This is a genomic window from Bradyrhizobium sp. CIAT3101 (assembly GCF_029714945.1).
Lineage (GTDB): Bacteria > Pseudomonadota > Alphaproteobacteria > Rhizobiales > Xanthobacteraceae > Bradyrhizobium.
Genome location: NZ_CP121634.1, coordinates 3,608,279 through 3,630,668 on the forward strand (window position 1 = coordinate 3,608,279; position 22,390 = coordinate 3,630,668).

Genomic DNA, 22,390 nt, shown 5'->3' on the forward strand with positions numbered 1-22,390 from the left:
TTTTCCCGGTTGGTGTAGGACGGCATGCGGCTCGCATGCTACCTCATGTTGAACTCTGATCCAATCTGTGGTCAGTAGCCGTCCCCGCTCGCAAGCGGCCAACTCCATTCGCGAAGGCTACGCCATGAGCGATGACATCGGCGACGGCTGGGCCGCGTCCGCGTCCGCATGGATCGTCGAGCAGGGCGAACACGGCGACTATGGCCGGCGTTTTGTGCTGGATGCACCGATGCGGGCGCGCGTCGAGGGGCGCGGCTTCCGCAATGCGCTCGATGTCGGCTGCGGGGAAGGGCGGTTCTGCCGCATCATGCAGCGTGCCGGCATCCGCACCACCGGCATCGATCCGACCGAGGTGCTGCTTGCGCGCGCCAGGGAATTGGATCCGCAGGGCGACTACCGGCTCGGCTCCGCCGAGACGATGGAGGTCGAGGCGGAGTTCGACCTGGTTGTCAGTTATCTCAGCCTGATCGACATGCCAGATCTTGCTGGGGCTATCGCGAAGATGACGGCCGCGCTGAGGCCGGGCGGCACGCTGCTGATCGCGAACCTGACCAGCTTCAATACCGCGGGGCAGCCCGACGGATGGACGCGCGACCGCGAGGGTGTCCTGCGCTTCGCGATCGACCACTACATGGACGAGCGGCCGATCTGGGTCAGCTGGAGCGGCATCCGTGTCCAGAACTGGCATCGTCCGCTCAGCACCTACATGACGCTGCTGCTCGGTCACGGCCTCCAGTTGCGCCTGTTCGTTGAACCGCAGCCCACAGCCGGCGATCCCAATAGAATTGCGCATCATCGTCGCGTGCCGTTCTTCTACATCATGGAGTGGCAGAAGCCGGATTAAGCTCAGACGATGAGTTTGGCCTGGAAGAACCGCGTGACCCGATCGATCGCATCCTGGGTCATCGGATCGGTGTCCGAGAAATCGAAGCCGTGAGCCTCGCCCGGATAGGGCACGAATTCGGTCTCGGCGCCGACCGACTTGCCGAGCGCGACCAGTTGCCGGCCTTCCGCGATCGGGACGTTCTTGTCCGCTTCGCCATGCAGCGCGATCAGCGGCGGCAGGTGCTTGACCTTGGCGGTCATCGCTTTGGGCATGCCGCCATAGAGCGCCGCGAGGGCTTTGATGCGGGTGTCGCGCGCGGCAGCCTCGGCGGCGACATAGCTGCCCAGCGAGAAGCCGAGCAGGCCGATGCGTCCCGAACTGTCCGATCGATCGCGGACCGCCGTCACGGTGGCGGCGACCGTATCGGCCCAGCCGTCGAACCGCGTCGTCTCATAGGCCTCGCGGATGTCGTGCGAGGTGGATGTCAACGCAGCCATGTCGGCCGGTGTCATGTAGCGGAGAAAATAGGTGTCGATGCCCTGTGCCGTCAGCGCGTCGGCGTATCGCTCATAGGCGCGGGCCCTGAGCTCAATCCCGCGGGAGCCGTGCAGCACGATGACGGCGGGACGTTTTCCGTCGACTGCCGCCGCATAACGCGACACCGGCAGGCTGTCATGTCCGCTCGCGACGTTGAATTGCTCGCCGGGTGCGCCGCGCGCGGCAATGGGTGACAGCAGAGCGGCGAGACCGCCCAGGGCCATTCGTCGGGTGATCATCAACGAACTCGCTTGCGAGAGATTCCGGATTGAATGGCTCGCCCCTATAGTATGCTTGCGACGGAATCTTGACGCGAGTTCCCACCCGATGATTGTCCATCGTCCCTCTGTTCTCGCCCATGAACGGTTCGTTGCCGACCGCGAGAATTTTGCCGGCCTCGATCTTGCCGCGCGCTTCGAGCGGATTCAGCGGACCAACCTGTGGGGCGCTCCGACCTCGGTCTCGGGCCTTGGGTCGGAGGGGCATGCCACCTCAGGAATCCGCGAGACGCTGCCCGGCCTGTTGCAGCGGCTTGGCGCGCGTTCGCTGCTCGATGCGCCTTGCGGCGATGCGGGCTGGATCGGCAGCGTCGAGCTCGAGGTCGATTATACCGGCATCGACATCGTGCCGTCGCTGATCGCGGCCAACATGGCGCGCGTGGCGCGAGGCGATGTGCGCGGCCGCTTTCTGGTCGCCGACATCACGCGCGATTCCTTGCCGGGTTGCGACGTCATCCTGTGCCGCGACTGCCTCGTGCATCTGAGCTTCCAGAACATCGCGCGCGCCATCGCTCGCTTTCGTGCAAGCGGCGCGCAATTCCTGCTGGTTACGACGTTTCCGGAGTGGGACAACAATGGCGATTGCGAGGACGGCGACTGGCGCGCGCTCAACATGACCAAGGCGCCGTTCCACTGGCCGCGCCCGTCCGAGCTGATCGATGAGCGCTGCGACGAGGGCGGTGGCGGCTGGCGCGACAAGAGTATCGGGCTCTGGCGGATGGATGAGTTGCCGGACGGCGGCGCGGGGGCCGTTTGACCGGCCGCTCCGCGCTCATCGCCGCAACGTGGGAGGCGGCAAGACCAGCACGGCCGTCACGCGTTCTCCGACGATACTTTCGACCGCCACTGCGATCTCGCCGCTGAATTCCGCGCTGATAACACCGGCCATGTACTCGCTCTTGGCATAGGCGATGGCGATCCCGTCAGACAATTCCGAGCAGTGAAACCCCTGGAAATATGTATCGTATGTCTTGGCACCGAGGATGAAATTGAGTTTCGCCTGCACGGCGAGATTTTCTTCGTTGGTCAAAATTGCCATGCAAGCTCCGAGTCCACCGCTTCGAGTTACGGAGCGCGATACGGATGGTTGTGCATGAGGCCATGCGAGATTCGGCGGAACAAAATGCCCGGACATGCAAGAGTTAGACACAAGGAGTGTAGTCAATGATCGATGCCAGATGCAGTTGTGGCGCAGTCTCACTTTCGCTTCCGGGACCGACCAACCGGGTCGCGGCCTGTCATTGTATCGAATGCCAGCGGCGGAGCGGCGCGCCATTTGGCGTCGGTGCCTTTTATCCTGCAGACACCGTCACAATTTTCGGGACGACGAAGGAATATGTCCGTCCCGCCGAGAGCGGCGGCACGGTCCGCTCCTATTTTTGTCCTGATTGCGGCTCGACCGTTTATTGGAAAGCCGACAATCTGCCGGCGATGATCGGCGTCGCCCTCGGCGCGATCGCAGACCCGAACTTCCCCGCGCCAATCAAATCGGTCTTCGAGCGGTCGAAGCATGTATGGGTGGAGATCACCGGCGCAGACGTCGAGCATCTCCCACACTGCAGCATCAGGAAGACGTCGAGCTGACGAACGCGGATGGATGTGGTCGTTCCAGATCCCGCCGTCATCGCCATGTCACCGAATAGGTTCGCCCGTTGGTGTTCGGATCGCTGTTGTCGCTGGCCGAGAAGATGATTCCGGTGCCGCGGTGATGCGAGTATCCGCCGTTGACGACCGCCTTGGGACTGTGCGCCGGGCCGAGCGGTCGTCCATTTTCAAAAAGTGTGACGGTCGATCGGGTCGGGAGGCTTTCAAAATCTCCGAACCCGTCAAGCGTCGGCATCGGAGCCTGATAGGCGGTCGGGTCGAGCTTGCGGAACGGGCCGGTCAGTTGCGTGACTTTCGGCGGGTCAGGCTTCGGAACGAAGCTGTACTGCAGATAAAGCGCGACCGGGAAATAGACCGCGATCAGGGCCAGAAAGATCCCGGCGACCTGTGAAAGCTTCAAAGACGGCATCGCTATTTCCCGCCCCCGGTGTCGCGCCGCCGCGCGAAAAATCGGCGTCCTGCTTGAATCCTAATCGGTGAGGGCTATCACCGCAACCCATGATCGAGCAAAACCGGCGCTGCGCCTTTCCACGCGACATGTCGCCGGTTACGGCAACACCAACCTTCGTTCTGGCCACGCATTCTTGCAGGTAAGCGAGCGATGACCGGTTCCGGTGATTCGGACGGCGATTTCAATGAGTTTCAGTGCCGAGCAATTTCGCCCTGCGAAGGCTTTTGTGAATCGGCCGCTTAGGTGCCGACGAAATGTCGTACCCCAAGAACGCCAGAATAAGTTGGAGGCCCGCCAAAAACGGCAGGGCGGCGAGCATGACCGTTCCCGCGGTCGCGGCCGCATGGAGGTGTGCGCCGGCGACCCATCGGTTTATTCCGAATGTTGCGCCGCCGACCATCAAAAATAGGCCGATGGGAAGTTCGAACGATGCAAGCGATAGATCTCGGAGGTAGTAGGTATACACAATTCTCTTCACGACATTTCTGAAATGTTTGAAGCTGAACTCCGCGATGATCTTCGAAATTTTGAGGTTGCTCTGCTCGTCCCCGTACTTCGCATCCATCGGAATGTCGACGACGACCGCGCGTACGATGTTGAGGCGAAACAGCATGTCCGTCTCGAAGAAATATCGTTTGCTGATCGACGCGAAGGGAAGGAGTTGGGCGACGTTCGTATGAATGGCGGTGAACCCATTCGTAGGGTCGAAGACCGTCCAATAGCCGGTCGAGACCTTGCTGCAGAATGACAGTATGGAATTTCCGAAGATTCGCAGTGTCGGCATCGACCGCAATTCGTCTAAGAAGAAAAAGCGATTTCCCTTCGTGTAGTCAGCCTCACCGTTGATGATTGGCTCGACGAAAAAGGGGATGAGCCGAGGATCCATCTGACCGTCGCCGTCGATCTTCACGATGATGTCCGCACCGGCCTTCATGGCGGCCTTGTAACCGGTCATCACCGCGCCGCCGACACCCTGATTCGCGGGATGCCTGAGAACGACGACTCGTTTATCACTGCAATGGGCCTCAACGTAGTCGCCCGTCTGCTCGGGGCATTTGTCGTCAACCACGAAGATGAACGCAACCTCAGCCTGTATCGCCCCGATAACCTCGAGTATTTGATTTTTGACGCGAAAGCATGGAATAACCACGGCCAAGCATGCATCAGCCAAAGAGGGCCCCCTTTGATACGCGGAGAAGTTCCGTACTATGTTACTACCTTAGCGATAGTTTTGTTCGGCTTTCAAAAGCTCCTGAACCCGAGCGATCCACAGCTTTCAACTATGCCCGATGTGCCCATCACAGTCCCTCGCGGGAAGGCGGCGCCAATTAACGTCTGGCTAGCATCTCATGGGCCCGATTGTAAGTCGACGAACGGCTGGAAGATTGTGGCGACGGCCAAGCACGGCACGGCGAAGATTGACAGCGTCTCTGGTGTCATTGCCAGCTCGGTCCACGAGAATTGCAACGGGCGGCCGATCGAGGGCGCGCGGCTGGAGTATCGTGACTCAAGTTGGTTCCGATCGAGCGACGAAGTTACCGTCGAGATGCGGGCCGCCGACGCGGTCGTTTGGCGGGTGAAGTACATCGTGACCATCGCTAAATTTTACTGAGATCGTCCAACATGTTGCTGTTCGTGCCGGTTATCGCTGTCCTGTCGCTTGCGCTGGTCCTTTCGTTGAGGCTAGGCGCGCAAATCGAGAATTGCGTTCTAGCGACACTTTCGGCCATCGTTATCGTTCTATTTGTGGCGTCGCTTTTCGACCTGCTTGCTGTAGCGACATATGCTTTGGCATTCCTAGGTTGGGCGGTTCTGCCTTACGTCTTTTTCGCGTTCCGGCGCGATGCGCGATCAATTATGCCGGTTGCGCGGCTGATCACGCCGGCGTTCCTCATCGTCGTCTTCTACCTCGCGAAGAGTGATTATAGTTTCTACGTTTGGGACGACCTGGGTCTGTGGACCCGAATGACAAAATTTCTCGCGATCTACGATCGCATGTTTGAGGGCAGCAGCTTTTGGATCGGCAGCAAGAGCTATCCACCGGGCGCGGCACTGGCCAATTACTTCTTCAATAAATTCTCCGGATACAGCGAACCCAAAGCGCTGCTCTTCCATTTCATGTTGTCGATCAGCGCAATTGCGGTTCTCGCCGCACCGGCGGCCAGGAAGAGTTTAACCGCGGGCGCCGCGAGCGTCGCACTCATATTTTTGCTTGTTTTCCTGTTTCAGTTTTCATTCGATGATACGCTGGTCGACGTGCTTCTTGCGATGGTTCTGGGAGCCGCCTTTGTCGTGGCGTTGACGGAAGAGTCCGTCGCCGCGATCATTGTCTGCAATTCACTATTCTGCGGGCTTCTGGTGCTCTTGAAGGCAACCGGCCTTCCGTTCGCGATGGTCGCCTGCGCGGTCAGCTCGATTTCAATTCTGCTGCGGCGTCGAGATCGTGTGCTGACGGGGCGGACGCTGGTCGAAATCCTAATTGTGCCCGCCGCTGTCATCGTGACGCACAGCCTTTGGACAAAATTCTCTATGTCGATAGGCGGTGAATCCGGTTCTGGTTATCTCGTCAATGGTTTGAAGACCTTGGCAAGCGCATTGCGAGACGATGGGCTCACGGCGCGCAATTCTCAGATCGTACGAGAGATGTATACGCGACTGACCATCGGCCTCCCAGCCTACAGCGGAGTGCCATTATTCGGCATCCGTCCGACCACGGCGATCCGGCCCATCTACGTGCTTGCAACGCTCACCGCCGTAAGTTTGATCGTATGTCTTCTGTTCAGGAAGTCTCTCGCATCCTACGCCTTGACGTTTGCGACCATCGCATTAGGTGCCGCAGCCTTTATCCTGCTGCTTCTCATTCTATACATCGAACGCTTCTCGGACTACGAAGCGCTCCAATTAGCCTCTTTCGAAAGGTACCTTGGGACGTATTTGCTGGCTTGGTCAGCCCTCTGCGCAACCTTGATCGTGACCGCGTTCATTCACAGGATGCGAAAGCCTTGGGGTCCGGCGCTGCTCTTGATCGCTCTCCTTGCATATTATCCTCTATTATTCCGTCTCGAGCTCGAACTCGGCACTGACGTGCAATATCGCAAGACCAACGTCGAACTCCCCAGGCGTCAGGTTCGGCGGCTTGCCGACCACGCCAAGCAGTTTCTGAAACCCGCCGAAACTGTCTACTTCATCAAACAGGCCGATACCGGGTTCGGGATCTACGCTTTTCAGTTTGAAATGTACGAGAACCCGACCCAGTCAGCTTGCTGGTCGCTGGGAAAGCCCTATTCGGCTGCGGATATTTGGACATGCGATGTGTCACTCGAAGAGAGATTGAAGGACTATACGTTGCTTGTCATCGCGGCCGCCGACGAGGCGTTTTGGCGGCGATATGCCAACGCTTTCGATGCTGAAGAACGAGGTAAGTCGGAAGGTGTTTACAAGATCGACTGGGCGGAGGGAGACGAGCCTGTGCTTCATCTCAGCCGAATAGGGCCCTGATCGGTCCGGCTGACGTCCAGCGCTCGCTGGCTAGTCGCGATCGAGGCGCCATTCGGCCAAGGCGTTGTCGAGGAAGGTGGGCAGCAGCGGGACCATGCAGTCTCGGAATCCTCCTGCACGGCCTCTGAGCTCGCGGCAATGCCATTCCGATGCGTGCCGGGATAGAAGCCGACGAACGGAGCCCACAGGTCAGCGTGAACCGTTGCTGGTGCCGGCTGAGGGGATTGAACCCTGTAGCCGACAAGAACGAAGCGGGATTTTCAGCTTCGGCGTCTGGTCGGATACGAAGCGGCGGTAAGTGGCTCAGCCGAAGAGGCGCCGACTGATGTTGATGATGAAACCGGCTGGCGCACCAATAATCGCGCCGCCAGTCCAACGAAAGCATAGATCGTCGTAGCCGACGAATACGACGTACGTTAGCGCGTAACGAGGTGTCCGGAGAAATCTGCTTCGAATAGTTGGACAATCGCGAAATTCGGCCAACGATTTCAATGGCGCGGCCATACCACTTTGAAATCATTGAATTATTTCTAGATACACATTGACTTTTGGGGCCTTCTTCGAGTATAAGGTCAGCTATCGGTTGCCATTGGGACTCGGCACCGGGCTTCGAACATTTTGAACAGAAACGCCCGTGTGCGGCAGCGCGCGGGCAATCGCTTTTTGCGGAGACTTGATTGCTCGACATTTCAGTTACCGCCGCCAAGACCAAATACCAGCCTGCTAACGACGACGCGCCCAAGCCGCGCCAGTTTCGGAAGAGCCTCCTAGAAAGGCTGGCAGAGCAGGGGAAGCTCTATCCAGACGCCATGCTGAACGCGGCTCTGAAGGTGGCCGGGGACAAGTATTACGAAGACTGGTACGGCGCCGGTATGTCGACCTTGATCGGGATCGACTACGGCCGCGTTCGCACGGGCGGGGGATCGGGTGGCGGCTTGCCCGTGGGGCGACTGCAGACGCAGAGCCGCGAACGCTACAGAGCGGCCCGGGACACGTTGCCGGACGTCTACAGGCGGCCTGTCGATATGATCCTGCTAGACGGGCAGGACGACCTTGCGGCTGTGGGCGTGGCCCTGACTGGCGCCAAATGCCCCAAGACGGCGCGAGCCGTTGGGTTGGAGAGGTTCAAGGTCGGACTGTTCTTATTGGCTCAGCATTACGGGCTGTTACAGGCCAATTAGGCGAGATGGTTGCAAAGGCAACTAGTGAAGTCGACGGCTCAGCGAGGGCGGCAGAAAAAAGATCCATGATATCAATCCCGCATAGGCTGTGATTTGACTTTTGTACCATTTTAGGTTAGGATGTACTCATAGGTCGTAGTTGCGTCCGGGCCGCCCATTGGGCGGCTTTTTTGTTGCCCGGACCACCTGCCAACCCCTGACATATGAATTACTCAGCCCCGGCGCCTCTGGCGGCGGACTGGACTTGCGCGGGCGCCCTTTACCGCAGGGCGTCCGCGTTTTTTTTACACCAACGCACGGCGGAATGCGCCGTGCACCAACCTCCAACAGACAAGGAGACATAGCCGTGCCTACGGCACCCGAACTATTGAAATCGTTTCCGGCGATCACCGGATTTCGAGCGTCGACGGTCAACGCCGTCTACCGCACTGAGCGGGAAGACGGACTCATTCCAAAATGCGAAGGCTCCAGCCACGCAGATGTCGACAGCACCCACGCGACCCTGTTGCTACTTGGCTGCGTCGCAGACGTCCCGGCGCACAATGCCGCAAAGGCGGCGCAGTTGTACTACGACCTCCGCGACAAGGACGGCAACCGAGCGGGCGACGCGATTGCGGCAATGTTAGATAGCTTCGATCCGCGAGGCATCGAAGGCCATCTGTCCGACGCCGTAAACAGCTACAACGCCTACGTCGTTGTCGATCTGGAACGGCCGCGTATCAGTATCGTTCGCGAACGCGCTGGCCGGTTGCCTACCGAAACGGTCTTTGGCGTTAAAGCCGCGAAGTCGAGAGAGGAGGGCGTCTCCACTACGAAGCGCATCTCCGGCAAAGTCCTGTTCGAACTAGCTGCGTTCATGAACACGGATCATTGGACGGCCCGCGTGGCCAATGCAGCATAATCATATTGGAGCATTTTCAATGAACATTCAAAATCTACGCGCTGACATCGTCCCCGGCTTCGAAGGGCTGACCAATCTGAAGGCAAAGCATCGAGACGTTGAGAGACGTAAAAAAGAATCAGATGATCGGGTTTTTCAACTAACGCAAGAAAAGATTGCGTCGGGAAATGTAAATCTGACCGCATCTGAAAACGTTCAACGAGTCATCAACAATCAGGACGTCTCAATTGATAACGACTTGGACTCACTCCTTCGAAAGGAGACAGCGAACAACAACGCATTGGCGGACGCTTCACATCTTCTGAGTCGGCAGATCGCGGACGAGACACGCAAGGCAGGAAGAAAGATTTGCGATGACGTGAAGCCGCAACACGACGCGATACGGATTGCGTTGAACGAGGCACTCGCAGCCGCCTATTCCGCGAACTCGAAATATTGGAACCTCAGAAAGTCACTCATCGATTCCGGCGCTGGTCTGCATGGCATTTGCTTGAACGCGCCAGAGTTCCTGGGTGTGCCATCGCAGCGAACATCGGGGCTTGCGGAATATCTGCTCGCCGAAAAGAAGGCGGGCTATCTGAAGCGCCTTCCGAAGGAGCTTGCTTAAAGATGAGCGAGTATTACGAGAAAGCCAGTGCCAACACGAAGTCGTTCGACTGGTCAAAATTGCCCGAAGGTGAGTACAAAGTAATCGGGGGCGACATTGTCCGCGTAGATGCCGCTTCGTCCGACGTCGATAGAGCGTTTGACAAATTCCTTCGAAAGCTCTCGGAGTTGGCCTGAATGGAAAAGCTAAGTCGTCCCTTCGAAGTTAAAGAATGGGACGAGCAGGGCACTTTCAGCGGCTACGCTTCCGTCTTCGGCAACATCGACTCACACGGCGACATTGTAGCCAAGGGCGCATTCGCTGACACGCTGGCAGAAGCCAAGCGAGAAAACAGGCCGGTTCAAATGCTGTGGCAACATGGCGTTGAAGGCGAAATGCCAGTTGGCCGCTGGACTTCGATGCACGAAGACGACAACGGCCTGTACGTCGAAGGCAAGATTGCCACGAAGACGTCGCGAGGCGCTGACGTCTACGAACTTATGAAAATGGGCGCGCTCAACGGTATGTCAATTGGCTACCGCGCTACTTCGTGGGTGATGCACGGCAAGCATCATCCGGCTAGACGAACCCTAAAGGCGGTGAAGCTGTTTGAAGTGTCGATTGTTAGCGATCCTAGCAACGGCCTTGCCCGTGTCGACGCTGTGAAGTCCCGCGACGACGAAAGCACCCGCTTCAGTCGCGCTCTATCAGAACTGGCCGCAGCGGTCCGCGCGGCCTAATCAATCATGTAAGGAAATTCTACACATGGCCTTTTCAGGCGTACACGTTAGCTGTGGCTATGCAGGCTATAACAAAAGAAATATCGCGCTGCTTGCTGAATGCAAGTGGTCGCAGAGCATGGCGACTGCAGGCACAACCACCAACGCTAGTCCCGTCGAAAGCGAAGTTCTCGGCGCTGCCGTCTTTTCGATTACCGCGACTTTGGACATTTACTTTGCGATCGGCACAAACCCCGACGCGACCAACGGACCGCGCCGCTTTTTGCAAATGAACACGTCCATGGACGTGTTCGCGAAGCGAGAAGGCGGTGAATACCTCGCTTGGATCGCTGCGTAACTGAATTGCAGCAAGCACGGCGCCCGCACGTTGGGCGCCGTTACATTCAATCATTATGGAAAATTTTATGACCAAATCTATCGTCTCGGTTGGTGAGCCCGTGTTGGGCTTTATCGAGAAAGACGGCAAGGTGCTCAAGGCGCAATTGATCGGCGTCGACGTCGTCAAGAAGCGTACCATCGTGCTGTACGAGGACGAAAATACAATGCAGGTGGCTGAAGGCCTCACGTTCTACACTCAGAAGTTCGCGGCTGAAATTGCAGCGATGGGCGAGTGAAGTTGATGACAGCGCTAAACACGATTGAACGAGACCTAAAGCTTAGAGCATTAGCTTCGGCAACTTGGCGCGAAGATCGGGCTTCGAAATATTCCGAGGACGCCCGGAACGGGGAGGCTGCTAACCAGCTTCGCGAATTGAGTGCGCAGATCGCATTGAGCGACGCCGATGTTCAGTTGCTTGAGCCATACTATGGCGGCGGGATATGGCGTGACGCAGTAACACTCACGAACCGTCAAGTCGGCTTTCATCGCAGATTGTACGATTGCTCCGACTACATCGCGTTTCTTCTCGAAAATCTGGAGAAGGGCGGTGCGCATTGAAGACTGCTTCGTTGAGCGAAGGCGAGCAGTTCGCGCGCGACGTCATATCGCGTTGGAAGCAGGGTGACATAGTTAGCGCTATGCGGGCCGCCCAAGAGATAGGTTGGCTTTCCGAAACCTATCTCACGCACGATCGCGCCTATTCGTTGTTGAATGTTAACTTGGACGTAAGGAAAGTACCGGAGGAGCGAATAGGAGACGTTCGGGCATTCTACCACCAGAGCAAGGAGACTTTAACAAGGGACGAAGTCAGGTCGCTGTTTGGTCCAAAGACTGCGAACGACAATATTTCATTTGAGCCGTCTCCGTTCGTGTGGCGAGAACCATCAGTCATTCCGGCGCGCGATTGGATTTACGGCCGCCATCTATTGAGGCGGCATGTGTCGGCAACGATTGCATCTGGTGCTGTCGGTAAGACTTCGCTCAAGATCGTTGAGGCACTGGCCATGGCGAGTGGACGGCCGCTTTTGGGGCAGGAAGTCCCTAAGCGGTCACGCGTATGGCTCTTCAATCTGGAAGACGATAGGGACGAATTAGACCGGCGCTTGGTCGCAGCGATGATGTACCACAACATCAAACCGGAAGATGTCGCTGACTATCTCTTCGTCGAAGGCGAGACGCCGCTAATCCTTACCGCTACGGACCGCAACGGGACAAAAATCAGGCAACCGGTTATCGACGGACTCGTAGATGCGATCAAGTGTCAGCGAATCGACGTCTTGATCGTTGATCCGTTCGTTAGCAGCCATGACGCCCCGGAGAGCGATAACGGCGCTATTGATGCGATCGTCAAACACGGATGGGTGGTCGTCGCCCGCGAGGGTGGATGCGCGGTCGATATTGCCCACCACACCACGAAGGCGGATGCAGCTACCGGAATGGCCACAGCTATGTCGGCGCGTGGTGCTGGCTCGTTTATTGCGGCGTGTCGGTCGGTGCAGGTGCTTAATCCAATGCTGCCTGACGAGGCCGCGAAGGCAGGGCTACCCAGCCACGTTGGCTATTTCAGCAGCTTCGGAGATAAGCAGAACTTGGCGCCGAAGAGCGGCCTAAAGGACTGGTACAAAATGGAAGGCGTTGACCTTGGCAATGCGGGAGAGGGCAATCTAGCCTTTATGCGCGCTGACAGCGTCGGTGTATGTACCCGTTGGGAGTGGCCAACGAGTGCATCGTTCGTATCCGACGTCACTAGGGACCAACTGCAAGGCATCAAGAACTTGCTGTCGCTCGGAAGTCATAGAAAAGACCCCCAATCCAAGGAATGGGCGGGCCACACCGTCGCGAAGATTCTGGACATCGATGTGACCGTGAAGGCCGAAAAGCAGCGGGTCGCGAAGATGCTGGAAACGTGGGTGGAGACCGGCGAGCTTCAGGCGTACCGGGCAAAGGATGAGCATCGCGTCTTGAAGGACTTCATCAGGTCGTGACAGCTGCAGCACCCTAGGTGCAGCAAAGGTACAGCAGGGTATAGCAAAGCACTGCTGCACCCCCCCCTATATGGGGGTGCAGCGGTGCAGCATGTCAAAAAATGGGGTGCAGCAAGAATAGGGGTGCTGCGCAGGGCTAGGACGGGCTGCGTGCGCGCACTGTCAGGGAACATTCACCGCCGGCATCGCTGCAGTAGCCAGCGGCTTGAACGGCCCGTCATACATGGCTGTCACCGCGACCAACGCGATGGCCACAACTATCAGGGCACGTAGGACAAGGCTCCACATGGGGCTAAGTCTAGGCAGGGCTGTACGACGCGGTTGTGAAGTACACCACACGCGAGTTCGTTCTTTCTGCAACTGCGAAGGGTAGGGGGCGTCGCATCTCTGGCAGCCGGCGGGCTCTAACCGGCCCATGGGAAATCTTACGTATCCCCAAAATGGGGAATCTCTGATGGGCCGATCAGTCGTTGATCGGCCCATTTAACCAATCGAACGCGAAGAGCTCTTCTACAGTCCATAGACGGTCTTCCGCCTCGCCACGTACCCAGACACCGGGCGGATTACCAACCTCGCGGAGCCATCGGGCAATTCCGATTGCGTGCTCCATTGCTTCCGCCTCGTCTTCAAACCGTGCAGGCGTCAGATAGCAATCCGACTCAGTGTCGACATCTACCGAGACGATGAAGCGGGTCATGCATCATCGTATCAATGAAACCCGACGTCTGCACGGACATCTTGCAGGCAATCCAAGGCAGCCAGTCGGCTGCCTTTTTTATTGGAGTGATGATGACTGACTATTTCAACCCGCGTGCCGACCTGCGAGCCAATTGGGATCGTGTCACCGGCCGGGTAAGCGATAGGCCAATGCACCCCGTGCTGGCCAACGCCATCAAGAACCCGCGTATGCCGAAACCGTACGGCGGCGGTGAGGGCGACTACAAAGCCAATAAGACCGTTCGCGGCGTCGATACCTTCGTGAGACTCAATCGCAACGGCGACAAGCGAACAATCCTGGCTGCGACGTCCTAATGATCAAACTTGAAGCACTACCGGCCGACCTTACGGCACCGCCGCCCGACTCTAGCGGCAACTTCGCGTTTCAGCCTTCCACCGGAATGATCTGGCGAAAAGTCAGAGGTGAATGGCGGCGTATCAGCGAAACGAATACGAAAGATAAGAAGTAATCGATGACTGCTTTTAATACCTATTCGACCGGAACCGTATCTATCGGCGCCGGAGCTACTTCCATTGTCGGAAGCGGCGTCAATTGGTCAGGTGTAAACGCGAAGCCGGGTGACGATATCGTTGTTGCGGGTCACACCGTAATCGTTCTTGACGTCGTCGACTCCGCGACGCTCTCTATTGACGCGTGGCCGTACAGCGCTGTTACCGCAGGCGCAACATACAAGATCGTTCAGCGTTCGCCGCTCCGCTTCGCTGGCGGACAGGCGATGTCTGACGTGTCTACGCTTGTGGGCGCGCTTGAAACAAACGGCTTCTATGTGTTCGTGCCGTCGACGGCTACCGTGCCAGACCCTTCATACGGCAACGACGGGCAGTACGCCTTTCAGGCGTCGACGGGTAAGCTGTGGGTCAAGTCTAGCGGCGCGTGGTCATATCTTGGCGTCTACAAGGGTTTCAATATCCGTGGCGCCTACGATAACGGGGCTACGTATGCTGCAAACGATGTCGTTTATAGTGCTGGCTCTTCGTATATTGCAATTCTTGCGACGACAGGCAACGCGCCGCCTAACGCGACTTACTGGCAGTTGCTTGCCAGCATTGGCAACACCGGAGCAACAGGCCCGACAGGCGCCAGCTATGGCGGCACGTCGACTACGTCTATAGCGATTGGCACCGGGTCTAAGGTGTTCACTACGCAAGCCGGTCTTGCCTACACGACTGGCGCTAGGGTGCGTGCTTCGTCGGGCGTAAACTGGCTTGAAGGTGTTGCGACTTACAGCGGCACTACGCTTACCATTACGTCGGACAAGACTAGCGGTAGCGGCACGCTGTCAAGCTGGACGTTCAATGTCGCAGGGCAGCCGGGCACCGGCGATCTTTCGAGCGGTAATAACCTGTCTGACGTCGCCAACACCGATACTGCGCTCAGTAACCTTCATGGCGTAAATTACAATGCCTCGCAGTCTCTGACTGCATCGCAGCAAGCGCAAGCGCGGGCCAACATCGGCGTTCCTGTGGTGCGCGGATATCTATCGGGGCTTACGCTCTCCACTGCCGGGGGCTCTGCTTCGTTCTCTGTTGCTGCTGGCGTCGCTGTCGACAGCACCAACGTTGATTTGATGACGCTAGCTAGCGCCATGTCTAAGACATATGCGCCGTTTGTCGTTGGTAGCGGTAACGGTTCTCTCGACACCGGCTCTGCTGTTGCGGGCTCTTGGTATCACGTCTTTCAAATCAAAAATCCAACTACCCAAGCTGTCGATATCCTGTCTTCGTTATCCGCAACGGCGCCGACGATGCCTAGCGGCTACACCTTGTTTCGTCGCATCGGTGCGATGAAGATAAACCTTTCGGGTTTTTGGATTAAGTTCTTTCAATTCGGAGACAAGTTTCTTTGGGACGTTCCCGTTGCGGATGCGGCAGCGCTGGCTATCACCACCTCAGTGTCTGCGATCACGCTTACAGTGCCTCCCGGCGTAATCGTTGATGCGATCTTGCAAGGCGATTATACCAACTCTAGCGCGGCACAGTCACTTGCGCTCGTTTATTCGCCGAATGGCTCAGCACAAGCCGCCGGAACCCCGGCTGGAAACTGGACGCTTAGCAACTCGGTTACCGGCGTATACGTTACGAATGCGTTTGTTGTCATGACAAACACGTCCGCGCAGATTAGCGCCGTTGCCGGTAGCGCGTCTGGAAATTCACTCTACATCATAACAAATGGTTGGGTTGATACGCGCGGAAGGCTTTCGTAATGGCCGCGACGTCGTAACGATTCATTTCAAAAATTCATTGAGAGCAAACCGGGTCGCACCTGCGGCCCGTGAAAGGAAATAATGGCCGAAGGCGATATCGTCCGCAGGGTAACGATTACTGCGACAGGCGAAGGCATCGACAGCACGACACGTTCTGTTGAGGGACTAAGCGACGCACTTTCAAACGTCGGCGCTAATTCAGACCTATCACTAGCAGCCCTTACCGGGCTTGGCGCCAGCGCTGTTGGCGCCGTGGCGACAATAAGCGGCTTTGTCGATTACATCGCCAAGGCAAACAAAGAACTTGCCGACATGCAGACTACGGCCCGTGAGGCTGGCTTGTCGGTTCGCGATTTCCAATCTGTCGCGTTCGGTGGCCAAGTTGCTGGCCTGAACATGGATCAAATCAATTCCGGCCTGACAAAGTCGGCGCAACTACTCAACGACGCACAGCGTAACGCAAATTCGCTGTCAAAAGAATTCGACGCCAACGGGCTTAGTATCAAGAACGCCAACGGGCAGTTGATTTCCGAAAATCAGCTTTTGCAGACTGCGGGCGACCTTGTGCGACGGGCTCAGACCCCGCAAGACCAAATCGCGATTGCGCAGATGTTGGGCTATACAAAGGAATGGATTCCGTTTCTTGAGCAGGCGGCGCACGGCCTAGACGGCATCAGGACAGCCGCTCAAGACGCTGGCGTTGTCGTCAGCGAAGAGACGATTGCGAAGGCTGCAGAATTCGACGACCGCTGGCGCAAATCTAGCGTTGAGTGGTCTATGTATATGAAAGCGGCCTTTGATGAGGCGTTGCCCTATCTAGATAACCTGATTGAGAAGTCGGCCAAGTTCATCAAATCGATTGACCCGGCGCAAATCCAGAAGGCCAGCGACGAAAGCTTTAAGCAGTTCGAAGCGGCGACTGGCATTCCGGCTGACGACGGCGTTATTACGATCAACGCCGACAAGCTAGAAGGCGCATTCAAGGAATGGCACGACTCGCCAGTATTTGAGTACGGCACTTGGAAGAATTTCGGTCGCGCGATTTGGGACGGCTTTTCGTTTCAGAACGGCGATAGCGCCGCTGCGACGATTCCAGGTTACGCATCACAGCGCATTACAGAGCCGACGTATCCGACTGCTGCGCAGATGGATGCTGCCTTTGACAAGGCGAATCCGCCTGATCCGGGCTCAAGAGAACACCCGCTGGCCGGGTTGTCTGCTTCTGATTATGAGTCGCTGACACCGTCGAAGGTGGCGGGGCGAGATAAGGACAACAGCAATGATGCACTCGACCGCGCAACGGAGGCACTGCAGAAATACGTAAAGACGCAAAACGCCGCTGCAGACTCTGTTGGTACGACCGCAGACAATGTTGAGCATCTTCGCGCCATGGCCCAATTGGAAGCGGCCGCAGAGCGGGAAGGCCTCGGGGCTACCGACCAGCGACGGGCAGGTTTCGAGAAGCTAGCCCAAAGTGCCGGTGACGCAGCGCTTGCGCTGGAGAAAGCGAAGGTTGCCAATAGCATCAACTTCGCCAATCAAACGGCTCTGTTGTCGCCGCAAGACGTGCAGATTGCGACGTCGCTTAAGAACATATACCCGGACGTTACGACGGCGCTTAACAGCGCTGAAGCCGCGCAAATGCGGATGAACAACGCGGTCAAGGACTTCAGCAACGAAGCTCGTACGGACATTACCGGCTTCGCGACCGACCTTTTGCATGCGCGCCAGAGTGGCGAAAGCTTCTGGCAATCGTTTGCAACGGCCGGTTCAAATGCGCTCAACAAAATCAGTGAAAAATTGTTATCGATGTCAGTCGACAAGCTCTGGTCTAACGCGTTCGGCGGCACGACGGGAAGCGGTCTAATGGGCCTGTTCGGCTTGGGTGGTTCGTCTCCAACAATGAGCGGCACCGGCCTTGGTGCTGGCACAGGTGGGCTATCGTTCCCCATGTTTGCTGACGGCACCGACAACGCACCGGGTGGTTGGAGCATAGTCGGTGAAAAAGGCCCTGAACTTCGCTACCTCGATAAGGGCACGAAAATTTTGCCAAACGGTGTATTGCCGGATACCGGCAGCGTTACGGCGCCAGTCAATGTAACCATTGATGCGCGTGGTGCTGATGAAGCAGGGCTTGCGCGCGTAACTGCGCAGATTGCAGACTTGAAGGCATCGCTGCCGGGCACGATCGTTTCTACGGTTCAGAAGGCCAAACAGACGCGGCGCCTATAAGTCCATCTGACTATTGGGGGCTTGGATGAAAGTCAGTATCTTCCAAGCCCTCATGATGGGGTGAATCTATGTCTACCACTGATGCAGTAAGGTCCGAGGTTGAACGCTTTCTGAGGTCTCCGGACCCGGAAGTGCTTTGCATTACCGGCGAATGGGGAGTCGGCAAGACCTACATGTGGCAATCGATTTTGGATCGCCTTAGAATTAAACGAGAAGTGGGGCTTTGGCGGTATTCGTATGTGTCGTTGTTCGGCGTAGGTTCACTCGATGTAATGCGGACGGCGATATTCGAGAACATGGAAGTGCTCGCTCCGCAAGGAGGCGCTGGTTATGAGTGGCTCGTTTCTGGCGGCTCCAGTGTGCTCAAGAACAGTAAGAAGCTTGTCAGTGTGGCTTCCGCCATACCGGTCGTTGGCAGCTACGTTGGCAAGGCGCAACCGCTGCTATTTTCTGCGATCAGAAATCAGATCATATGCGTTGATGATCTGGAGCGACGCAGCGGGTCACTGTCGGTTAAGGACGTGTTTGGGTTAGTTTCGTTTCTGCGCGAGCAGCGTGGGTGTAAGGTAATCCTTCTTCTAAACCAGTCCCAGGTGGACAAAGATGAAACCAGCAAGGCGGAGTTCGCGGACTATTTCGAGAAAGTCATTGACGTCAAACTCGTATACGCGCCGTCGTCAACTGACGCTGTGTCAATCGCCATCGAGGGCAATGATGGGCTGTCCAGTATCATTCGAGAGCACTGCGAACGGCTCCGAATCGCGAATATCAGGGTAATCAAGAAGATTGAGCGTTTGGTTCGGATGATGGAGCCAACTCTGAGCAAGCTTGATGAAGAGGTTACCCGGCAGGCTGTGCATTCCATCGCGATGTTTGGTTGGTGCAAATTTGACGCTGGTGCAAAGCCTCCGCCTATGGACTACATCCGGCAAAGCTCATTAGGGCGCTACATAGACCGAAAAAATAGTAAGGAAGCGCCAAGCGCAGATGAATCCCGTTGGGATACAATTCTAGAGGAATATGACTGGGGCAACCTCGATGATTTCGATGTTGCGCTGTTGAAGTTCGTTGAAACTAGCTTGCTTGATAGGGAGTTGATCGAGAAGGCGGCCGCTGAAGCCCAGTTGAAGCATAGGCGATTAAAGAAAGCTGTTTCGTTCGAACAGGCGTGGCGAGTCTATCACGACTCGTTCGGCGAAAATGACCATGAGGTATGTATAGCGCTTGTACGTGGCTTCAAAGAAAACATCGATGTTCTAAGCAAACGCAATTTAGACGAGGTCCTGAGTATCTTGCGCGAATTGGGTCGGGCAGCCGACGCAGATGCTCTGATCGAATTCGCTGAGAGCGCGGCGAGCAACGAGTTTTGGGCGTCGGACGATCCGTTTGAACGAGATATCAAAGATGCAAGGTTGCTTGAACTAACGACAAAAAGACGAGAGGTGGCGAAGCCGGTGTTCGATTTTGAACAAGACTTGGTACTTTCGGCTGAGAGGATGGACGAGGATAGGCGCGTTCAGGTCGCTGCTGCACCGGTCGAGCAGTATCAAGCACTGTTCGAGGCCCGTACGGGAACAGAGCTACGCCGCGCGGTTCTGTCTGCGTTGGACTATCGGCGGATCATTAATGCGACAGAGAACATGCGAACGATAGTCGCCAAAGCCGAAGCCGCTCTTCGGGCGATTGGCAGAAAGTCGAAATTGAACGAGCTTCGTATACAACGATATGGAATCTCGATTGAAGAGTCCTCCACTCCGGAGGACGAAGGGTCAGAAGAATAGTCAGTGGTGAGCGCTACCCAGCTTGGTCACAGTTGGCCTGCGCCTAGAATCGACCGCGAGCTGCGCGAAAGGAAATTCCGGGTTCTCCGTCGAAAGGACTCCAGAACCAAAAATTACCAAAGCGTCCGGTGGCCGCGTCGGTGATGGGCAGACGCTCAAGATAGCGCTGGTACGCAATGACGCCGCCCAGTGTCTTCCTATTCGCAATGAACAATTCGTGGGGAGGGTTTTTCACCAATGCTTGAAAATCGGCCCTCACTCTGTGTTCGTTCTTTAGCCAGCGTTTCATTTGCGTCGCCTGCTGCCAAGCAAGTATGTCGGCAGCTTGCACCGCACTTGAGTCGTTCTTCTCGACGAAGCCGTGAGTTTCGTAGCGGTATCGAATTCGCAGCGACTCATCTTCGAAGATCCGCTTCATTATCGCGTTGGCGCGTCGCTGGCTTTTGTGGCCGGCTTCAAAGAAGTAGGATATTCTGCCTTCGAAATTGTTGCGGGCGATCCATGCCTGGACACCTGCAAGTATCTGCCAGCAACAGAAGCTGTAAGCATCGCCCGTGATATCTTGGCGTGTCATCAAGTAATCGTAGTCTGGCTCGTTGATGGCAATCGCCAAGCCCAAAAGTGCATGGTCGTTTATCAACTTGATGACTTTTTTCTCCGCATCAGCTCCTGCATCTCGCGATATGGTGTTGAATGGTGTGGTTCGTTGTGCGCAGGCCGCCATGTGAAAATGGGGCAGTCCATATTGGCTCAGGACCTGCTTCCACTTGACTTCTAAAGCCTCGCGGCTTTCCCGTGAAAATATGTATCCAGCGACACATAAGACGGGTGACCCGTCGTGCGATCCACTTTCGTCAAAATAGCATTCTACTGAGTTTGCCGTGTTGCCATGTGCCATCTGTCGGGGCTCAGTTCTCACGCGGCAGCTTCGCGATAGCTCTGCGCAGCTTGATTTCAATGCATCTTGCGCAAATCCACTCGCCATCACCGGCCGGTGGGTCAAGAATGACCAACTCTCCCGGTGAGTATTCTTCCTCGCAATGATCGCAGCGGGCGATTTCGTCGATCCGTTCTGACACAAAGCACCCCGTAGTACGGCTTGGCTGTAGCGATTTCAGCTACAACTTAAGCGTTTGACAGGCAACAAGTGCTTCGTCAATGTGTTGATAGTGTAGCTAGGCTGGGGGCTGAAATGCAGAGGGTCTACGGCGCGGCCGTTTTGGCGGTTGCGTCGATTTTGTCAGGTTGCTCTTCGACGCCAGCCGATCTTGAAGCAAAGGCGGCGCCCGTCGTTAAAACGTATCGAGAGAACTACCAAGAAATCTATCGGCGCGTGTCTACAACGGCGAAGCGTTGCTTTGCCGGGAATGTGGGTGCCTATGCGTCTTTTGCCGTGGATTCAGACCTATATTCTGAACTCGGTTACGGCGAAACAACGCTTTCAATGATCAACATGGGAGCGCGCAACTACTATCTGTCCGTCCGCGTCGAAAAGGACCCAACCGGGTCGAAGCTAACTGTGCGATCTGGCAACACGATGGCGAGTGATCGCTATAAGGGTCTCATATTGTCGTGGGCAGATGGAGACCAAAACTGTCCAATGATTTAGAGCGCGCAATTGGCCACGACACGTTCGCATACGATTCGAGGGTGGCCCCGTGGCATGTCGCGCTTGGAGGCAGCCGATTATATCGGCGCAACGCCTGAGACGTTCGACGACATGGTGAAGGTAGGGACCATGCCTAAGCCGAAGAAGATCGGCGGCGCTGATCGCTGGGATAGGGTGCAGTTGGATAGATGCTTTGATGCCATATCCGGCACGGAGACGAATTCTGCAGTCATTGAGTTTGAAACCGGACCGTTAACTGGCAAGCGACTTTCAATCGAGGAACGCCGCGCGTTGCCGAACTGGGGGCTTTCTGTGACGGATTCCTCTACGTGGCTGACCGAAGGGGAGGCTAAGATATGGTTGGAGGATTGCAGAGAGGAAGAGAAGCAAGCCATTCTAGGTAGGCCAATGGCGGCGACCGAACGGCGCGCCCTCCGTGAGTTAACTCCACACAGAGGTGAGTTTGTCCCCTTGGAACGAATTGGCAAAGGGATAGGCTTTGCGTGTCTAGAAAAACTTGTATGGCGCGGTTACGCAAAGCAGGGGCAAAACAACGCAGATGGAAAAGCTACCTTTCAAATCACGGACGCAGGCCTTGAAGCGGCCAACCGGATTTGAGGATTAGCGCGTCGTCTTCTTCAACCTCACCCCAGCGCCTTCGCCGTTCTCCTCGATAAAGAGAACGCCGGCCTTTTCGAGAGCGGCGCGCATTTTTTCGAGGTTGTCTCCGCGAGGTTCGCGGCTCTCGCCTTCGAAATCAATTACGGTCGACAATCCTACGCGCGCGCTTTTCGCTAGTTGCGCCTGTGACAATCGGATGAGTGCGCGAGCAGCGCGGCATTGGCTTGGTGTCATGATC

The 22,390-nt window shown here is 56.6% G+C and carries 27 protein-coding genes; 20 read left to right on the forward strand and 7 right to left on the reverse strand.

The genetic code is table 11. The features are described 5' to 3' along the window. The first annotated feature begins 124 nt into the window (after nucleotides 1–124). A complete protein-coding gene (locus QA645_RS16940; protein ID WP_283051632.1) occupies nucleotides 125–844 on the forward strand; it encodes a class I SAM-dependent methyltransferase in 720 nt (239 codons plus the stop codon). Nucleotides 845–846: 2 nt separating this feature from the next. Here QA645_RS16940 and QA645_RS16945 read toward each other — a convergent pair whose 3' ends face one another. Further along, nucleotides 847–1,602: a dienelactone hydrolase family protein gene (locus tag QA645_RS16945; RefSeq protein WP_283051634.1), complete on the reverse strand. Its 756-nt coding sequence runs from the start codon at nucleotides 1,600–1,602 to the stop codon at nucleotides 847–849. A gap of 88 nt (nucleotides 1,603–1,690) precedes the next feature. Between QA645_RS16945 and QA645_RS16950 the strand changes: the two genes are divergently transcribed. After that, complete coding sequence (locus QA645_RS16950; protein ID WP_254194270.1) at nucleotides 1,691–2,398, forward strand: class I SAM-dependent methyltransferase; 708 nt, start codon at nucleotides 1,691–1,693, stop codon at nucleotides 2,396–2,398. Nucleotides 2,399–2,413: 15 nt separating this feature from the next. On the opposite strand, the gene QA645_RS16955 is transcribed toward QA645_RS16950, so the two are convergent. Continuing rightward, nucleotides 2,414–2,680, reverse strand: coding sequence for a hypothetical protein (locus QA645_RS16955; RefSeq protein WP_283051637.1), 267 nt, complete (start codon nucleotides 2,678–2,680; stop codon nucleotides 2,414–2,416). 125 nt (nucleotides 2,681–2,805) lie between these two features. Between QA645_RS16955 and QA645_RS16960 the strand changes: the two genes are divergently transcribed. Beyond that, nucleotides 2,806–3,225 carry a GFA family protein gene (locus tag QA645_RS16960; RefSeq protein ID WP_283051638.1) on the forward strand — a complete coding sequence of 140 codons (420 nt, stop codon included), beginning with the start codon at nucleotides 2,806–2,808 and terminating at the stop codon, nucleotides 3,223–3,225. Between the two features lie 37 nt (nucleotides 3,226–3,262). On the opposite strand, the gene QA645_RS16965 is transcribed toward QA645_RS16960, so the two are convergent. Then, nucleotides 3,263–3,655, reverse strand: a complete 393-nt coding sequence (locus tag QA645_RS16965) for a hypothetical protein (RefSeq protein WP_283051639.1) — start codon at nucleotides 3,653–3,655, stop codon at nucleotides 3,263–3,265. Between the two features lie 223 nt (nucleotides 3,656–3,878). Then, complete coding sequence (locus QA645_RS16970) at nucleotides 3,879–4,802, reverse strand: glycosyltransferase family 2 protein (RefSeq protein ID WP_283053231.1); 924 nt, start codon at nucleotides 4,800–4,802, stop codon at nucleotides 3,879–3,881. On the opposite strand from QA645_RS16970, the gene QA645_RS16975 reads away from it, so the two are divergent. The 11 genes from QA645_RS16975 (at nucleotide 4,683) to QA645_RS17025 (ending at nucleotide 12,967) form a co-directional block, all read left to right on the forward strand. Further along, entirely contained in the window at nucleotides 4,683–5,309 is a 627-nt protein-coding gene (locus QA645_RS16975) for a hypothetical protein (RefSeq protein ID WP_283053677.1), read from the forward strand. The two genes, QA645_RS16970 and QA645_RS16975, sit on opposite strands and share 120 nt — an antisense overlap. 11 nt (nucleotides 5,310–5,320) lie before the next feature. Further along, nucleotides 5,321–7,195, forward strand: a complete 1,875-nt coding sequence (locus QA645_RS16980) for a hypothetical protein (protein WP_283051641.1) — start codon at nucleotides 5,321–5,323, stop codon at nucleotides 7,193–7,195. A 677-nt stretch (nucleotides 7,196–7,872) separates the two neighbouring features. After that, a complete protein-coding gene (locus QA645_RS16985) occupies nucleotides 7,873–8,376 on the forward strand; it encodes a hypothetical protein (RefSeq protein ID WP_283051643.1) in 504 nt (167 codons plus the stop codon). A 346-nt stretch (nucleotides 8,377–8,722) separates the two neighbouring features. Beyond that, nucleotides 8,723–9,277, forward strand: a complete 555-nt coding sequence (locus tag QA645_RS16990; protein ID WP_283051645.1) for a hypothetical protein — start codon at nucleotides 8,723–8,725, stop codon at nucleotides 9,275–9,277. Nucleotides 9,278–9,296: 19 nt separating this feature from the next. Beyond that, the gene (locus QA645_RS16995) at nucleotides 9,297–9,884 is read left to right on the forward strand and encodes a hypothetical protein (protein ID WP_283051647.1); all 588 of its coding nucleotides are present in this window, start codon (nucleotides 9,297–9,299) and stop codon (nucleotides 9,882–9,884) included. Nucleotides 9,885–9,886: 2 nt separating this feature from the next. Further along, complete coding sequence (locus QA645_RS17000) at nucleotides 9,887–10,060, forward strand: hypothetical protein (protein ID WP_283051648.1); 174 nt, start codon at nucleotides 9,887–9,889, stop codon at nucleotides 10,058–10,060. After that, nucleotides 10,061–10,603 carry an HK97 family phage prohead protease gene (locus tag QA645_RS17005; protein ID WP_283051649.1) on the forward strand — a complete coding sequence of 181 codons (543 nt, stop codon included), beginning with the start codon at nucleotides 10,061–10,063 and terminating at the stop codon, nucleotides 10,601–10,603. Between the two features lie 25 nt (nucleotides 10,604–10,628). Further along, the gene (locus QA645_RS17010; RefSeq protein ID WP_283051650.1) at nucleotides 10,629–10,940 is read left to right on the forward strand and encodes a hypothetical protein; all 312 of its coding nucleotides are present in this window, start codon (nucleotides 10,629–10,631) and stop codon (nucleotides 10,938–10,940) included. A gap of 67 nt (nucleotides 10,941–11,007) precedes the next feature. Then, a complete protein-coding gene (locus QA645_RS17015) occupies nucleotides 11,008–11,217 on the forward strand; it encodes a hypothetical protein (protein ID WP_283051651.1) in 210 nt (69 codons plus the stop codon). A 5-nt stretch (nucleotides 11,218–11,222) separates the two neighbouring features. Continuing rightward, complete coding sequence (locus QA645_RS17020) at nucleotides 11,223–11,540, forward strand: hypothetical protein (protein ID WP_283051652.1); 318 nt, start codon at nucleotides 11,223–11,225, stop codon at nucleotides 11,538–11,540. Further along, nucleotides 11,537–12,967: an AAA family ATPase gene (locus QA645_RS17025; protein ID WP_283051654.1), complete on the forward strand. Its 1,431-nt coding sequence runs from the start codon at nucleotides 11,537–11,539 to the stop codon at nucleotides 12,965–12,967. Before QA645_RS17020 ends, QA645_RS17025 begins: the two co-directional genes overlap by 4 nt. Nucleotides 12,968–13,430: 463 nt before the next feature. Here QA645_RS17025 and QA645_RS17030 read toward each other — a convergent pair whose 3' ends face one another. Continuing rightward, nucleotides 13,431–13,664 carry a hypothetical protein gene (locus tag QA645_RS17030; protein ID WP_283051655.1) on the reverse strand — a complete coding sequence of 78 codons (234 nt, stop codon included), beginning with the start codon at nucleotides 13,662–13,664 and terminating at the stop codon, nucleotides 13,431–13,433. Nucleotides 13,665–13,678: 14 nt separating this feature from the next. Here QA645_RS17030 and QA645_RS17035 point away from each other — a divergent pair, with 14 nt between their 5' ends. The 4 genes from QA645_RS17035 to QA645_RS17050 all read left to right on the forward strand — a co-directional run bounded on the left by QA645_RS17035 (nucleotide 13,679) and on the right by QA645_RS17050 (nucleotide 19,922). Then, on the forward strand, nucleotides 13,679–13,999 hold the full coding sequence (locus QA645_RS17035) for a hypothetical protein (protein WP_283051656.1): 321 nt from the start codon (nucleotides 13,679–13,681) through the stop codon (nucleotides 13,997–13,999). A 158-nt stretch (nucleotides 14,000–14,157) separates the two neighbouring features. Further along, nucleotides 14,158–15,909 (forward strand): hypothetical protein, encoded by a 1,752-nt coding sequence (locus QA645_RS17040; RefSeq protein ID WP_283051658.1) that lies wholly within the window; start codon nucleotides 14,158–14,160, stop codon nucleotides 15,907–15,909. An 81-nt stretch (nucleotides 15,910–15,990) separates the two neighbouring features. Beyond that, entirely contained in the window at nucleotides 15,991–18,141 is a 2,151-nt protein-coding gene (locus tag QA645_RS17045; RefSeq protein ID WP_283051659.1) for a hypothetical protein, read from the forward strand. Between the two features lie 68 nt (nucleotides 18,142–18,209). Beyond that, nucleotides 18,210–19,922 (forward strand): hypothetical protein, encoded by a 1,713-nt coding sequence (locus QA645_RS17050; protein ID WP_283051660.1) that lies wholly within the window; start codon nucleotides 18,210–18,212, stop codon nucleotides 19,920–19,922. Between the two features lie 43 nt (nucleotides 19,923–19,965). Here QA645_RS17050 and QA645_RS17055 read toward each other — a convergent pair whose 3' ends face one another. Then, nucleotides 19,966–20,820, reverse strand: a complete 855-nt coding sequence (locus QA645_RS17055) for a DUF3800 domain-containing protein (RefSeq protein WP_283051661.1) — start codon at nucleotides 20,818–20,820, stop codon at nucleotides 19,966–19,968. Between the two features lie 294 nt (nucleotides 20,821–21,114). Between QA645_RS17055 and QA645_RS17060 the strand changes: the two genes are divergently transcribed. Beyond that, entirely contained in the window at nucleotides 21,115–21,531 is a 417-nt protein-coding gene (locus QA645_RS17060) for a hypothetical protein (RefSeq protein WP_283051662.1), read from the forward strand. Between the two features lie 63 nt (nucleotides 21,532–21,594). Continuing rightward, nucleotides 21,595–22,149, forward strand: coding sequence for a hypothetical protein (locus tag QA645_RS17065; protein WP_283051663.1), 555 nt, complete (start codon nucleotides 21,595–21,597; stop codon nucleotides 22,147–22,149). A 3-nt stretch (nucleotides 22,150–22,152) separates the two neighbouring features. Here QA645_RS17065 and QA645_RS17070 read toward each other — a convergent pair whose 3' ends face one another. Further along, nucleotides 22,153–22,386, reverse strand: a complete 234-nt coding sequence (locus QA645_RS17070) for a helix-turn-helix transcriptional regulator (protein WP_283051665.1) — start codon at nucleotides 22,384–22,386, stop codon at nucleotides 22,153–22,155. Nucleotides 22,387–22,390 lie beyond the last annotated feature (4 nt).